Origin of the sequence: Lentilactobacillus hilgardii (genome assembly GCF_009832765.1) — a bacterium.
GTDB lineage: Bacteria > Bacillota > Bacilli > Lactobacillales > Lactobacillaceae > Lentilactobacillus > Lentilactobacillus hilgardii.
Genome location: NZ_CP047121.1, coordinates 2541982 through 2555339, shown reverse-complemented (window position 1 = coordinate 2555339; position 13358 = coordinate 2541982). Strand labels below are relative to the sequence as shown.

Sequence of the window (13358 nt, the reverse complement as noted above, 5' to 3'; positions counted from 1 at the left end):
CTCTTATATTAGGAGATCAACGTTTTTTAATAGGATCTATTTTAAGTCGGTTGCCTTAACGTTTCTGCCTTGGAGAATCGACAGGATTAATGCACCGATAATAATGATTAGTGAAATCGCAAAGGCAATGTGCATGCCTGAGATAAAGACTTCCGGTTGACTTGGCAGGTAGGTTGTCACATGAAAGCCTGCTTTGATACTCATGCCAATAAATAAGGCACTTGTTGACAGAGCAGTTCCGGAAATCATCCCGATATTTCTAGCGAGCGCATTCAAACTTCCGGCACTTCCCAACTGGTCTTTAGGGACAACCGACATGACAATATCACTGTTTGGCGACTGGAATAATCCGGTTCCGACAGCCATAACAATGGTGATAATGACATAGACCCATATTGGGCTGTTTAGGGTTAGAAAATAGTATAATGCCTGAGCAAACGCAACGATTGCAAGACCAATGGTTGCAACCTTTGCCTGTGAGAAATGGTCGGCAAACCAGCCGCCGATTGGACCGGCAAAAACCATTACAATTGGGAAGATGATCAATAACGCACCTGCTTGACCAGCAGTTAAACCACGTGCATCTTCCAGGTAAAATGGCATAATAATAACCGTAAAGAAGTTCGATAAGAAGATTAAAACGGCTGCGCCCAATCCATAGGAGAATGCTTTGATTTTAAACATCGAAAGGGGCATTAATGGATTCTTGGTACGCTTTTCAGTGTGAATAAAGCCCCAGAAAGTCACGATGGCAATCGCGAATAAAATAAGTGGAAGTGGTTTTGTATAGCCGATTTCCTGACCAAGGAAAACGCCCAGGAAGAGTCCGAATATGAGTAGGGCAAAGTTGATAAAGCCAAACCAGTCAATCCCCTTGCCGGTAGTTTGATAAGACTTTGGCATGACAATCGCCCCAAGAATAATGGCAAAAATACCAAATGGCAGATTGACCCAAAAAATATATCCCCAAGAAAGCTGGGACAAAATTAAGCCACCCAAGCCGGGACCCGCAATAGCTCCGAGTGCGACAAATGTCCCGACGAACCCCATTGCTCGGCCACGTTCCTTAACCCCAAACGTTGAGGTTGTAATACCATACGTATTGGAAAGGGTCATTGCGGCACCAATACCCTGGATCGCTCGGCCAATCAATAGAACCGGGAAGTTGATTTGAAGACCGGAGATAAAGGAACCGGCAAGAAAGACAACTGTTCCGATGCGGAAAACCTTAACTTTCCCGTAAAGATCGCCCAGTTTTCCAAAAAATAAAAGCAGGGCACTCAAGATAATTAAATAGGCGGAAACGACCCATTCGATTTGATTCATCGGCACATGTAGCTCTTTAGCCATAATTGGCATTGCAATATTGACGATGCTTGAATCCAGATTAGACATGAACGCAAAGGTTCCAATAGAAACTAAAACCCACCAGCCATTCTTTTGTGTCGTAGAAGGTGATGATTGTGTCGAATTAGATGTATTTTTCAATGTATGTCCCCCCTCGAATCATAAACACTTGATTAATCAAATAACATTATACGCAGTTATGCAGAAAACGAGCGAGATTTGCTTAACGAGTGTATAGGATGAAAAAGGCGATCATCAACTGATTAAAATCAATTGATGGTCACCCTTTTGGTTTCGTTAGTTTATGTGGTTGTTGGTGCTAACCGCTTTGTTTCGCACACTGGTTAGGACTGCTTCTCAAAGCAACGTTCTGCATGTAAGGGATTCTTTTTAAAAATCCAAACCCGGGATTTCCAAAAAGAACGCCTTACACTCCGAACGTAAACCGCTTTGTTTTGCACACTAACTAGGACTGCTCCTCAAAGCAGCACCACTCCATATAAGAGATCGATTTGAAAAATCCAAAACCGGGATTTCCCAAATCGACGTCTTATACTCCGGGTGCTAACCGCTTTGTTTCGCACACTAATCCGTTCTCCATGTTTCGAAATAATCGGTATTTTTACCCAAGTAATCAATGGCATCCTTTGCCAATTGATCTGCTTGCTGCTTGGCTTCTTCTTCATCCAAGCCCTTCCAATCGCGAAGGAAACCCTCACCGATATTGACGAATTTATTTTTTCGACCGAATCCATTGTCTTTGAATAGATCATCCATCTTTGTAATATCATCTTTGGTCGTGTCATAAATCAGTTTTGAAAGATTCTGTGACGGGTCTAACAAGGTTGCCGCATATGTAACGATGAATTCGTTCATATCGACAATGATGTCTCGTCTTCTGTTTTGCTTTGCCATTTCTATTATTCACCTCATATTTTAGTGTAAATCTTTTCGCTACCAATGACCAATCAAATCATGATAGTTGATTGATTCTTAATGATGCATTTTGAATTCCAAATACAGATCATTGTACTGTTGGACTTTCTTCGCACTGAGGTTACTGTAAACCTCCAGTTTATCAAGAACCCGCTTGGGGGGGATAAAATTGTTTATCGTCTCGAACAGACTTTGGCAAAAGTTTATAAGCATCTGTATTGGGCGTTGAGTAACCAATATACTTAGCATTTTGAGCGGCATTTTCCGGCTTATTCATAAAGTTCAAGAAAGCATAGATTGCTTTAAAATGTTTCGCAGTTTTTGGAATAACCAAATTATCAAACCACATGTTACTGCCCTCGGTTGGCACAACGTAATGTAAATGAGCATTTTGTGACATCATTTCGGTCGCTTCACCGGACCAGTCAACTGCAATAGGTGCTTCGCCTTCGGCCATATACATCTTGATCTCATCGGCAACGACCGCCTTAACATTTGGTGAAAGACGGTTCAATTTATTCTTAGCTGCTATCAATTCTTTCGTATTGGTTGTGTTCACTGAATGGCCTTGAGAAATCAGGGAGAATCCCATAATATCTCTCGCAGAATCAATGAGCATAATGTCATTTCGATATTTTGAGTGCCAGAGTTGGTCCCAATGAGTTAATTCACCGGGCTTGATGTATTTGTCATTGTAGATAATACCAAGTGTCCCCCAAAAGTAGGGAATTGAATAACGGTTGCCCGGATCAAAACTCTTATTCATAAATGAAGCACCATAGTGAGACATACCGGTCAATTTTGATTTATCCAAAGGAATCAGCATATGATCTGCTTTCATTTTTTGAACCATATAGTCACTTGGTACTGTTAAATCATAGTTGGTACCGCCCTGTTTAATTTTAGTGTACATTGCTTCATTGCTGTCAAAGGTTTCAACATTAACATGATAACCGGTTTCTTTTTGGAATTTACTCAGAAGGGAAGGGTCGATATAATCTCCCCAATTATAAAGATTCAAAACTTTACTGCCGGAATCACCGGTTGATTTGGTCAATTCATGGCTGCCAAGTCCCAAGCCGGCACAAATCGCCAATAGAACTGCAATAGCGATTATAAACTTTTTCATTGGTTAGCCACCCCCAATTTATCCTTCTTTCGGCGTGAAACCAAATTGTGGTTTTCGATGAAATAATAGACAATAACCAAGATCAACGAAAAGACAAACATAATGCCGGCCAGGGCATTGATTTCCAAACTGATGCCTTGACGGGCTCGTGAGTAAATCTCAACCGACAATGTCGTAAAGCCGTTTCCTGTAACAAAGAAAGTGACCGCAAAGTCGTCCAAAGAATACGTAATCGCCATGAAGAATCCGGCAATAATTCCGGGTTGAATAAAAGGCAAAACCACTCTGCTTAAAACCTGCCCAGAAGTTGCGCCCAGATCGGTTGCGGCGTTAATCAGTGAGGGACTCATTTCATCGAGCCTTGGCAGGACCATTAAAACGACGATGGGAATTTCAAATGCAATATGACTTAAAAGAACTGACCAGAATCCTAATGGCACTTTCAGGGATGTAAAGAAGATCAGAAAACTGGCACCCATAATGACATCAGGAGAGACCAGTAGGATATTATTCAACGATAACAATGTTTGCCTGGATCTTTCCCGTTTGGCATTACTGATCCCCAAAGCACCTAGTGTACCGATAATTGTAGAAAAGACTGAGGACAACAGGGCGATTAAAATGGTATCAAGAAAAATAGCCAACATTCGTTTGTCATGAAACAGTTCACCATAGTGGGTGAGGCTGAAACCGCGGAAATTGGTCATTGTCGTTCCCTTACTAAACGAATAGATAATAAGGTAGAGGATGGGCATGTACAAAAGCAAAAAGATAATGACAATATAGATCTTTCCAAGCTTTGAGGACCGATTGCTCATTAGTTGCGCCCCCTCTTTCGTTTAGTGTTGGTAAACAGCATGACGACTACCATTGAGATGATCAAGACCACGCCAATAGTGGAACCCATTCCCCAGTTCATCGTTGTTAAGAAATGCTCTTCAACCGCAGTTCCAAGTGTAATGATCTTGTTACCACCAATCAATCTTGAAAGCATGAAGAGTGATAAGGAAGGGATGAAGACGATTTGAACGCCGGATTTAATACCGGGCATGGTCATGGGAATAATGATTTTGGTTAAGGTCTGCCAATTGGTTGCGCCCAGGTCATGACTTGCTTTGATATAAGAGTCGCTAATGTCGGTTAATGAATTATATATTGGTAAAATCATAAACGGAATTTGGATATAGGACGCAACGAGGATGAAGCTGGTGTCTGTAAACAGCATATGTTGAGCTGGCAGTCCGACTAATTCAAACAAATTGTTAACCAGTCCGTCATGGCTTAGTAGGCCAATAAAGGCGTATGCTTTTAGCAGCAGGTTAATCCATGTTGGTAAAATGACGAGTAGGATCCATAGATCACGATGTTTCAATTTACTGATGACCAATGCCATTGGATAACTGATTAGAAGAGAAATCAACGTGATTAAAAAGGCGTAAAGCACTGAGTTTGCCGTCATGGTTAAATAAGTGCCGGAGCGAAAGAACGTGGCATAATTATCAAAAGTAAACTGATGTGAGATGTTGAAAAACGAATAATAAACGATCAATCCCACCGGTGCGATTACAAACAAGGCCAGCCACATCATGTAAGGCGTGTAAAACATTGCTCTGAAGCTTTTTTTCAATGTTTTTTCCTCCCTATTCTTCGTAAGTTTCCAAACGAGAATTAAACTTGGCTTCGGTTTCGTTGTAACGCATGACGTGCATATCATTAGGGCCAAATGTTAACCCGATAATCGCATTGTCAGTTGTTGCATTGGTGGAATGAATCAACCATTCGTTATCCTGCATATCATAGGCGAGTATTTCATAGTAGTCACCGCGGAACAGCTGGGTGCTGACCTTAACCTGTAACTTTCCTTTTTCAGGAGTTGTGATAACAAGGTCTTCCGGACGAATCACAACCTCAACGGGTTCGTTTGGGCGCATGCCGGCATCCGCACATTCAAATGTATGTCCAAGAAATGAGACTTCGTAATCTCGGACCATGTGGCCGGGAATGATATTGCTTTCGCCGATAAAATCAGCCACAAAATGGTTGATGGGTTCGTCGTAGATGTCGACCGGGTCACCCTTTTGAAGAATCTGTCCCTTATTCATGACAAAAATTTGATCGCTCATTGCCAGTGCCTCTTCCTGATCATGGGTAACGAATAGGAAGGTGATGCCAAGGTTTTGTTGGAGGCTACGCAATTCATACTGCATATCTTTTCTTAATTTAGCATCCAAGGCGGACAGCGGTTCGTCCAGTAGAAGAACCTTCGGGCGATTAACAATTGCTCTGGCGATCGCGATTCGCTGTTTCTGGCCGCCGGAAAGTTCAGAAATCTCCCGATTGGCATATTGATCCAATTGAACTAATTTCAAAGCATCATGAACCCGTTCGGCCACTTCTGCTTTTTTGACTTTATGCAAGATCAATCCAAAAGCGACGTTTTCAAAAACGTTCATATTTGGAAAAAGGGCGTAGTCTTGAAAAACAGTGTTTAATTGACGTTTATTAGCCGGAATATCATTGATCTTTTGACCGTCAAATAATACTTGTCCGGAAGTTGCATCGGTAAATCCTGCAATTGTTTGAAGAATGGTTGTCTTTCCACAACCGGAAGGGCCAAGAAGGGTGTAAAATTCTCCTTGGTTTAGTTTAAAATTAATATCTTTAAGTGCGGTAAAGTCGTCATATTTTTTGTAGACGTGCTGTAATTCGATAATGGTTTTGCTCAATTCTTCGAGCCTCCTTGTGAGTAGTCTGACAGGGCTGTTGTTTCTTTAATCAGCTCTGCCAATTAATGCCTTGATGCACGGTGACTGCCGCCACCCTTAATTTTGTGGACGTGACGTTTAAAGGTTGTTTTGGTTTCATCACTAACGTATTTAAAATGACTCATTTGACCGTTAAAGGGTTTTCCGGAAAGTCTGATTTGCAGCCAGCGGGTCATGACGTTGATCATTGAGTTAAGATTTTCGGTTCTGGATGAAATGTTTTCCACGTTGGCTGCCTGCATAATATCGGTTTTAAGCCTGTTAACCAGATTCTGGTGATAATCAACCAATTCCTGAGTTAGTGGGGCGTCTTTATATTTATTAAACAACATTTCAATCTGGCGCATCGCGTCTTTTGAATTCTTAGGCTTATAGTATCTATCAGAATCTGACATAAGCTCACTTCTTTCTGTGTTGTCGGTATGTTTTCTCAGCTACAATTATAATGTACAATAGTATAGATTATCATTTTGGAGGCCGAAATTCTATGAAAACAATTTTAGCGATTCACACCGGTGGTACCATTTCAATGTCTCAAAACGAAAAGGGCGAAGTTGTTCCAAATGATGAGAACCCAATCGCAGAAGAACAAGTCATTTTGAATGGTCAAATCAACCTGATTACCGATGAACTATTCAATTTACCATCACCTCATGTCACACCTGAAGTGATGTTGCTGATTAAACAACGAATTATGAAAGCAATTAACGACGGCGTTGACGGTGTCGTGATTACTCACGGAACCGATACACTGGAAGAAACAGCTTACTTTTTAGATTTGACATTACCAAATACAATTCCAGTCGTAGTAACAGGAGCGATGCGATCGTCAAATGAAATTGGTTCCGATGGTTTATACAACTTTCGAAATGCAATTTTGGTTGCGGCAACTGATGAATCTTACGGTAAAGGTGTCCTTGTTGTGATGAATGATGAAATTCATACAGCTCGTTTTGTGACCAAAACCCATACCACTAATGTCGCAACGTTTAGAACGCCTACATTTGGTCCGATTGGAATTGTGACACAGAATAAAGCTAAATATTTTCAAGAACTCATTCAAACTGAGGTTTCCGATATTGATCATGTTTCTGCCGGCGTTTATTTAATAAAGGCATATGCCGGGATGAACGGCGATTTATTTGAGGCAATCAACCGATCGACTACTAATGGATTGGTTATTGAAGGCCTGGGTGCGGGAAATCTACCGCCCCAAACGCTTCCTGCAATTAAGCGCCTCATAGATAATAACATTCCCATCGTCCTGGTTTCCAGATGTTATAACGGTGTTGCCCAAGATATTTATGATTATGAGGGTGGCGGTATTCAACTCAGAAAAATGGGGCTGATTCTATGCCAGGGATTAAATGGGCAAAAGGCCAGAATCAAACTATTGGTTGGTCTTAGTGCACACAAATCCGGTGATGATCTACGAGCCTTCGTCAGCAATGCCATATCATAGATTGCACGAATATAAGCGCTTATAATTATGATAACGAATAATCTACGGATGTGAAAGAAGGTGTCTCTTTTGAAAACAATATATGAACAGTTGCGGTCAGCTCAAATTGATGAGCGGTTAATAAACGCCTTCCAAAAGAATAGCGATATCGTATATACGGGTGTCATCCAGTATTTGGGTGCTCAGGATTTTGTTATGCTGACCTATAACGATTATGGCATTCAAGATGGGGAAGTTTATTTAAAAATTAGTTCGGTTAAATCGATTGAAACAGACAGTTATGATCTTGCGAGCATGAAAGATCGAATTTCATTTGATGAAATGAATGACTTATCGAGCAATCCTTCATTTGATATGCCAATAAAAATGAGTGATTCTTTATTTGATCGGATTGTGAAAACGCTTTATGAAGAACAGCGGGTCTCATTGATTATTACGGTTGAAGATGGCAAACTTAAATATAGTGAAGGATTGGTCAAGGATGTTCGTGCGGATGGCCTGACGTTTTTAAACTTGAACAAATTTGACTTCTCCAAGCAGCGAATGATGGACTTCTTATTTGACGATATTCACGGTATTGAATTTGGTGGAACCGAATTACAATTGGTCCAAGAAACATTGGCAATGATTAAGCCTGAGAATCATATTGATGATGTAAGTGTACGCGACACGGATAAATTTAGAGAAACTATTGGAAAATTACGTGGTACAAATAAGGCTATCATTATTGATACTAATGATGAACGAAAATACTTTTATGTTGGTCAAGTGATTGCCGGCAATGCAAACGAGTTGGTGATGATGGTGGTTGACATGAACGGTCGTTTTGGCGGTTATGTTTGGATTCGATATGACGATATTAAAGAACTATTATTGGATTCGGACTACCTTCGTCTGATTCATCGATTTGTTAAATTGAATAAAGATGCCAAGCACTTTGTTTTGCCTGTTCTGAATGCCGAACGTGCCTTTGATGATACGGATAATATTTTAACGCATATTCTTTACCAGTCGATTAAGTTCAGAAAGATTATTCGGTTTGAGTTAGCCGATAAAGAGAATTTTGCGGCCTTTCCGACCAATTTAAATCTGACGACTGGTTTATTAACAGTGGAACTACTGGATGTTGATGAACAGACTGAATCAACAACAAAGCAGATTGGTATTGAGTCAATTCGAGAAATGGCATTTGATTATTTCAAAGCGTTCTTGTTAGAAAATCAAGTTGATTGAGGGGAATAACATTCATGGCAAAGAAGAAGTTTAAAATGCCAAAATGGATTCGCGATACATTGGAAGCCGTTAAATGTCGAAACCGTAATCAAACCAAGCAACAATCGAGGTAATCGAGATGCCAACCAGAAAGTTTGCTTTTTGTCCTTATTGTGGGACTAAATTAACGGAAAATCAGGTAACGTGCCCAAATTGTCATCGAAAATTGCCGATTGAAGAAGCCGCTAAAAAATCGCGACCTTCATTGAACCAACTGATTAGCAATCCCTATAAGGAAGGCATGGATCGTTACCACGAAAAAACGTCGGGAACTTCAAAGAAAAAGAAACGGTCATTTTGGAAGAAATTATTATAAGTGTGCGGAACAAAGCGGTTAGCACCCGGAATGTAAGGCGTTCTTTTTGGAAATCCCGGTTTTGAATTTTTAAAAAGAATCCCTTACATGCAGAATGTTGCTTGACGGAGCAGTCCTAAACAAGTGTGTGGCGCAAAGCGATATAGACGATTCGGCACAGTAAAATTAAAGTTATTATGATAAATCAAGATGAGTCACTTTAGCGTTTTAGTAACGTGCGCATAAGTGTCTTTTTTGATTTCAATTGGCAATGGGCATTTTTTGATGATTTCAGCATGCTTATGTAAACACAAACCAACAGGTTGCTTTATAATAATCTATGGCATGTACTGACTAAACTATAGTTGATTTAGGAGGCTTTTAAGTTATGAAGTATGCTGTAACAGGTTCAACCGGTCATTTTGGCAAGTACGCCATTTCGTATTTGCAAAAGTTAATTAAGCCGGAAGATTCAATCATTGCTCTGGCTCGAAGTATTGAAAAGGCAAAGTCTATATATAAAGACGGTGTTGAGGTTCGTCCGGGTACCTATGAAGATCCGGATCAGTTGATCGACTCATTGAAGGGTGTGGATAAACTACTGTTTATTTCATCGCAACCCGGTGCAGTGATGTCACGAATCGATCAACACAATAATGTGGTTCAGGCTGCTAAAGCGGCCGGTGTTAAGTTCATTGCATACACCAGCTTTCCACATGCAGACACGACAGAAGCACCCTTGGCAGCAGACCATAAGGCCACGGAGGCTTTGATTAAAAAGTCGGGTATTGCACATTCATTTCTTCGCAATAATTGGTATCTGGAAGATGAGATGAATTTTGTGGAAGAAGCTAGTAATGGTGAGCCATTTGTTTATTCCGCAGGGGATGGCAAGGTTGGTTGGGCCCCCGAAGCATTATATGCCGAAGCTGCAGCCACTATTTTAACGACTGAACAGCCAAAAGAAGTTTATGAATTGGCAGGTCCAATGCATACGTATGCCGAGTTGGCTGATGTGCTTCGAAAAGTGACCGGCAAACAATTTGAGATTGCCAGCGTTTCTGATGATGAATTTATGGCCAATTTAAGAAAGTATGTACCAGATCAGGTAGATGCGATTATGACGATGATTCAAAAATTAATTCGAAATCATGCTTTGGAAGAAGACACAACGGATTTGGCTGACGTATTACAAAAGCCCGTTCCAACTTTGGAGGAACAGGTACAAGCGTTATTTAAAGCGCCGGAAAAATAACCAGCCATTAAAAGCCAAAAGAGAGGCCCTTTGCAAAATGACATTGCAAAAGGTCTCTTCTTTTAGTTAACATCGCGATGTTGGGAAATAGGATTTCAAATAGTTCCTGCACGTTTAACGCACAAAGTCTTCAATGAGCTTCTTTTCCTCTGGTGTCGGTTGAGATTCCATCGACTTAATATCGTGGAGGCGTTCTACGGTAATCCGTAAATTGAATGCTAATTGCGTGTCTGGCATGTCGTTCTTCTTTTGGTAATTGATAATTTCTTCTGCTAAGGTGCTAAATTGTTCTGCCATTCTAAATTCCTCCATTGTAAGACTCGAGCTACTATATTCCTATTATAGCAATAATATGTGAAACGAACACATAATTAGCGATGTTTCAAGCCATACTCCAATAAGGCCACCAGAATAAACGCAATAATCAGGGCAATCCAAATGTTATTGTTTTGAATATAAAAATAATAAAAGATGCCAATTCCGATAATACCTTGAACAATGTAACGTTCCAGTCGGTTGGGGATCGATAGAAAAGCCAACCCGATTCCCAAAATAAAGCTGCCGACCAATACTTCCTGAGCACTATCAATCGTTCCGAATTGAGTAAACACCCCATAAAGATCAACAATGGCTCCAACAATTAAAGCAAAAATGCCAAACGCAAATGCGAATTGATTTGCCCGCATAAAAAACGCCCTCTTTCACTTCTCTCTATTACATTAATTATAATGCAAAAGTAGGAATTGCGAAATCTGGGGCGTTTTGATTATGTCAGAAAATTTTAATTTCTATTAAAAACTAATATCGAATAAAGAATAACATGACTTGAACGGCAATAATCAAGAAGGCAAACATTGCCCAGTCCAAGACTGTAATGCGGATAACCCTGTAATGGGTCCGTGGCTCGTCTTCCACAAAGCCGTGGGAAGTCATTGCTTCAGCTAAGTTCTGTGACCATTGGATGGATGACAGAATTGCCTTAAAGTAGAGCTTGGGAGACCAAACGTGAAAAACCTCTCCACGCATTAAGGCAGATGTTTTGATGATTTGTACTTCTTCCCTGATTTTGGGCATCAGGTTAAAGGCCGCCAGCACCCCGTAGGCAAACTTTGAGGGTAGGCGAAAGTCTTGTTCCAAAGTCAGTGCCAAGTCCGTGATACTGCTTGTTAACGTGAATGTTGCCCCTAAAAAGACGTAGGCGTAGATTCGTGTAAAAAGAACCCATGCAAAGTGGATCCCATCGGAACCATACAACCATTGTGAAACAAATAGGCCCAAAGCCGGAAAAAGCGGCCAGAATATAAGAAGAAACAATGTCTTAAAGTTCATCCGTTTAACCATGACATATACAAAACTAATCGCAATTAAGATAATGTTGACAATTAAACTTTGGGTAAACGAAATTTCCAAGGCTATTAAGACAACTAAGAGTAATTTCATTCCAGGATTCATTAGATAACCTCCTGGTAAGTCAGATTTTGATTTTCAAAATGGGCATGATAATCAATTAAGTCTTCCAGTCCGGATAATTGATGGGAAATGATGATTTGAGTTTGACCATACTTTGTTTTGGCCAGTTCTAAGAAATCGGTCATTAATCGCAGTGATTTGTAATCCAATCCTTTAAATGGCTCATCCAACAATAGGACGGGTGGGTTCATAATCAGCATTTCGACAATCTGAAGTTTCTTTTTTTGTCCCTCACTTAAAGAATAGACAACTTGTTCATCGCGACCCTGCATGCCCAATTGTGTCAGCATTTGTTCAACCTGTTCATGAGTGTAGTCTTGGTTAAACCGGTTTGAGAACGAAAGATCCAGTTCTTCTTTAACCGTGACGTTTAGAAATTGGTTTTCGGCATCTTGAAACAATAGCGTGACGTTCTTAGCATAGTTTAACGGCTTGATCTTTTTAATGTTCTTTCCGTCGTAAGAAATCATTCCGGCATACGGTAATAACTTGGTTAGTGCGTTAAATAATGTTGATTTTCCAATACCATTGGCACCGGTAATTAAAGTCGTTTTTTGGCGATAGAAATTAAAATGATCAAGCTGTAGGAGCAAAGAATCGTGCGGTGCCAATTTGAAATGACGTAATTCGATAACTGAATTCTTATCATCTTTCGGTGGTAACGCAAGCTGCTTATCAATTGTTTGGGTGGATTCAAAGTTATCAAAGAAATGTTGTGATTCCGCTTGATTTAATAAATCAATGTGATGGGTCTGGGGATCCAAATAATAAAATTCATCAATGACTCCCTGGTAATTTCCCAAATCATGGTCTGCAAGAATAATTGTTTTGCCGTGTTTTTCCTGTAATTCCTTTAGTTTGTGGATTAAATCAATTCTGGAATCAGGGTCGATACTGGCAAAAGGTTCATCCAATACAATAACCGGTGCATCCATGGCGACAATACAGGAAAGTGCAACCCGTTGCTTCTCGCCCCCGGAAAGGGTGTTGATGATCCGATCCCTTAATTTTTCAATCCCACAAAAAGTGAGGGCATGATCGATTATTTTATCCATTTGATCAGGTTGGGTTTGAATATTCTCAAGAACAAAGGTAAGCTCGTGGATGACGGTATCCATCGCAAATTGTTGATTGGGATTTTGAAACATCATTGCGACGTGGTTGCTGACATGGTTTCGGGGAATTTCCTTAATATTTGTATCACCGAATTTGATGGTTCCCGTCGCATCGTTGCCGATAAATCTTGGGTACAGCCCCGCAATAAAGTACAGGAGCGTTGACTTCCCACTACCGGATGGTCCGGAAAGCAGGGAAAAGTGATTGTGCTTGAATGTTAAATTAAGATCATTTAGTACCTTGGTCTCACTTTTGGGGTACTGATAGGTAAAGTCGCTAATCGATACGTCAGTCATGTCTAAAACCTCTGT

14 protein-coding genes and 1 pseudogene are annotated in these 13358 nt (G+C 40.4%); 4 read left to right on the top strand and 11 right to left on the bottom strand.

Features of this window, described 5'->3' with window-relative positions; genetic code table 11:
- Nucleotides 1-36 precede the first annotated feature (36 nt).
- The 7 genes and pseudogenes from GQR93_RS12150 to GQR93_RS12120 all read right to left on the bottom strand — a co-directional run bounded on the left by GQR93_RS12150 (nucleotide 37) and on the right by GQR93_RS12120 (nucleotide 6572).
- Nucleotides 37-1488, bottom strand: coding sequence for an MFS transporter (locus GQR93_RS12150; RefSeq protein ID WP_035444654.1), 1452 nt, complete (start codon nucleotides 1486-1488; stop codon nucleotides 37-39).
- A 444-nt stretch (nucleotides 1489-1932) separates the two neighbouring features.
- Nucleotides 1933-2262: a hypothetical protein gene (locus GQR93_RS12145; protein ID WP_003559007.1), complete on the bottom strand. Its 330-nt coding sequence runs from the start codon at nucleotides 2260-2262 to the stop codon at nucleotides 1933-1935.
- 78 nt (nucleotides 2263-2340) lie between these two features.
- Nucleotides 2341-3412 (bottom strand): annotated as a pseudogene (locus GQR93_RS12140) (ABC transporter substrate-binding protein).
- The gene (locus GQR93_RS12135; RefSeq protein ID WP_004466399.1) at nucleotides 3409-4230 is read right to left on the bottom strand and encodes an ABC transporter permease; all 822 of its coding nucleotides are present in this window, start codon (nucleotides 4228-4230) and stop codon (nucleotides 3409-3411) included. Before GQR93_RS12135 ends, GQR93_RS12140 begins: the two are co-directional and overlap by 4 nt.
- Entirely contained in the window at nucleotides 4230-5039 is an 810-nt protein-coding gene (locus GQR93_RS12130) for an ABC transporter permease (protein WP_004466401.1), read from the bottom strand. The genes GQR93_RS12135 and GQR93_RS12130 overlap by 1 nt, the downstream gene beginning before the upstream one ends.
- 13 nt (nucleotides 5040-5052) lie before the next feature.
- On the bottom strand, nucleotides 5053-6138 hold the full coding sequence (locus GQR93_RS12125) for an ABC transporter ATP-binding protein (RefSeq protein WP_003559014.1): 1086 nt from the start codon (nucleotides 6136-6138) through the stop codon (nucleotides 5053-5055).
- A gap of 62 nt (nucleotides 6139-6200) precedes the next feature.
- Complete coding sequence (locus GQR93_RS12120) at nucleotides 6201-6572, bottom strand: hypothetical protein (RefSeq protein ID WP_003559016.1); 372 nt, start codon at nucleotides 6570-6572, stop codon at nucleotides 6201-6203.
- 92 nt (nucleotides 6573-6664) lie between these two features.
- Here GQR93_RS12120 and GQR93_RS12115 point away from each other — a divergent pair, with 92 nt between their 5' ends.
- From GQR93_RS12115 to GQR93_RS12100, 4 genes are all read left to right on the top strand, one after another.
- Nucleotides 6665-7639: an asparaginase gene (locus GQR93_RS12115; RefSeq protein WP_035444655.1), complete on the top strand. Its 975-nt coding sequence runs from the start codon at nucleotides 6665-6667 to the stop codon at nucleotides 7637-7639.
- A gap of 60 nt (nucleotides 7640-7699) precedes the next feature.
- Nucleotides 7700-8872 carry a hypothetical protein gene (locus tag GQR93_RS12110; protein ID WP_004466406.1) on the top strand — a complete coding sequence of 391 codons (1173 nt, stop codon included), beginning with the start codon at nucleotides 7700-7702 and terminating at the stop codon, nucleotides 8870-8872.
- 118 nt (nucleotides 8873-8990) lie between these two features.
- Nucleotides 8991-9227 (top strand): zinc-ribbon domain-containing protein, encoded by a 237-nt coding sequence (locus GQR93_RS12105; RefSeq protein WP_004466409.1) that lies wholly within the window; start codon nucleotides 8991-8993, stop codon nucleotides 9225-9227.
- A gap of 367 nt (nucleotides 9228-9594) precedes the next feature.
- On the top strand, nucleotides 9595-10461 hold the full coding sequence (locus tag GQR93_RS12100) for an SDR family oxidoreductase (RefSeq protein WP_004466411.1): 867 nt from the start codon (nucleotides 9595-9597) through the stop codon (nucleotides 10459-10461).
- 114 nt (nucleotides 10462-10575) lie between these two features.
- Here the strand turns inward: GQR93_RS12100 and GQR93_RS12095 are convergent, their stop codons facing one another.
- The 4 genes from GQR93_RS12095 to GQR93_RS12080 all read right to left on the bottom strand — a co-directional run bounded on the left by GQR93_RS12095 (nucleotide 10576) and on the right by GQR93_RS12080 (nucleotide 13343).
- Nucleotides 10576-10773, bottom strand: a complete 198-nt coding sequence (locus tag GQR93_RS12095) for an LBP_cg2779 family protein (RefSeq protein ID WP_003559029.1) — start codon at nucleotides 10771-10773, stop codon at nucleotides 10576-10578.
- Between the two features lie 59 nt (nucleotides 10774-10832).
- Nucleotides 10833-11147: a hypothetical protein gene (locus GQR93_RS12090; RefSeq protein WP_003635468.1), complete on the bottom strand. Its 315-nt coding sequence runs from the start codon at nucleotides 11145-11147 to the stop codon at nucleotides 10833-10835.
- 112 nt (nucleotides 11148-11259) lie between these two features.
- Nucleotides 11260-11913, bottom strand: a complete 654-nt coding sequence (locus GQR93_RS12085) for an energy-coupling factor transporter transmembrane component T family protein (protein WP_004466413.1) — start codon at nucleotides 11911-11913, stop codon at nucleotides 11260-11262.
- Complete coding sequence (locus GQR93_RS12080) at nucleotides 11913-13343, bottom strand: ABC transporter ATP-binding protein (RefSeq protein WP_159298800.1); 1431 nt, start codon at nucleotides 13341-13343, stop codon at nucleotides 11913-11915. Before GQR93_RS12080 ends, GQR93_RS12085 begins: the two co-directional genes overlap by 1 nt.
- Nucleotides 13344-13358: the final 15 nt, after the last annotated feature.

Coding starts and splice junctions, on each gene's coding strand:
- GQR93_RS12115 (WP_035444655.1), top strand. CDS start 6,665: ATGAAAACAATTTTAGCGATTCACACCGGTGGTACCATTTCAATGTCT.
- GQR93_RS12090 (WP_003635468.1), bottom strand. CDS start 11,147: ATGCGGGCAAATCAATTCGCATTTGCGTTTGGCATTTTTGCTTTAATT.
- GQR93_RS12100 (WP_004466411.1), top strand. CDS start 9,595: ATGAAGTATGCTGTAACAGGTTCAACCGGTCATTTTGGCAAGTACGCC.
- GQR93_RS12105 (WP_004466409.1), top strand. CDS start 8,991: ATGCCAACCAGAAAGTTTGCTTTTTGTCCTTATTGTGGGACTAAATTA.
- GQR93_RS12095 (WP_003559029.1), bottom strand. CDS start 10,773: ATGGAGGAATTTAGAATGGCAGAACAATTTAGCACCTTAGCAGAAGAA.
- GQR93_RS12120 (WP_003559016.1), bottom strand. CDS start 6,572: ATGTCAGATTCTGATAGATACTATAAGCCTAAGAATTCAAAAGACGCG.
- GQR93_RS12135 (WP_004466399.1), bottom strand. CDS start 4,230: ATGAGCAATCGGTCCTCAAAGCTTGGAAAGATCTATATTGTCATTATC.
- GQR93_RS12085 (WP_004466413.1), bottom strand. CDS start 11,913: ATGAATCCTGGAATGAAATTACTCTTAGTTGTCTTAATAGCCTTGGAA.
- GQR93_RS12145 (WP_003559007.1), bottom strand. CDS start 2,262: ATGGCAAAGCAAAACAGAAGACGAGACATCATTGTCGATATGAACGAA.
- GQR93_RS12080 (WP_159298800.1), bottom strand. CDS start 13,343: ATGACTGACGTATCGATTAGCGACTTTACCTATCAGTACCCCAAAAGT.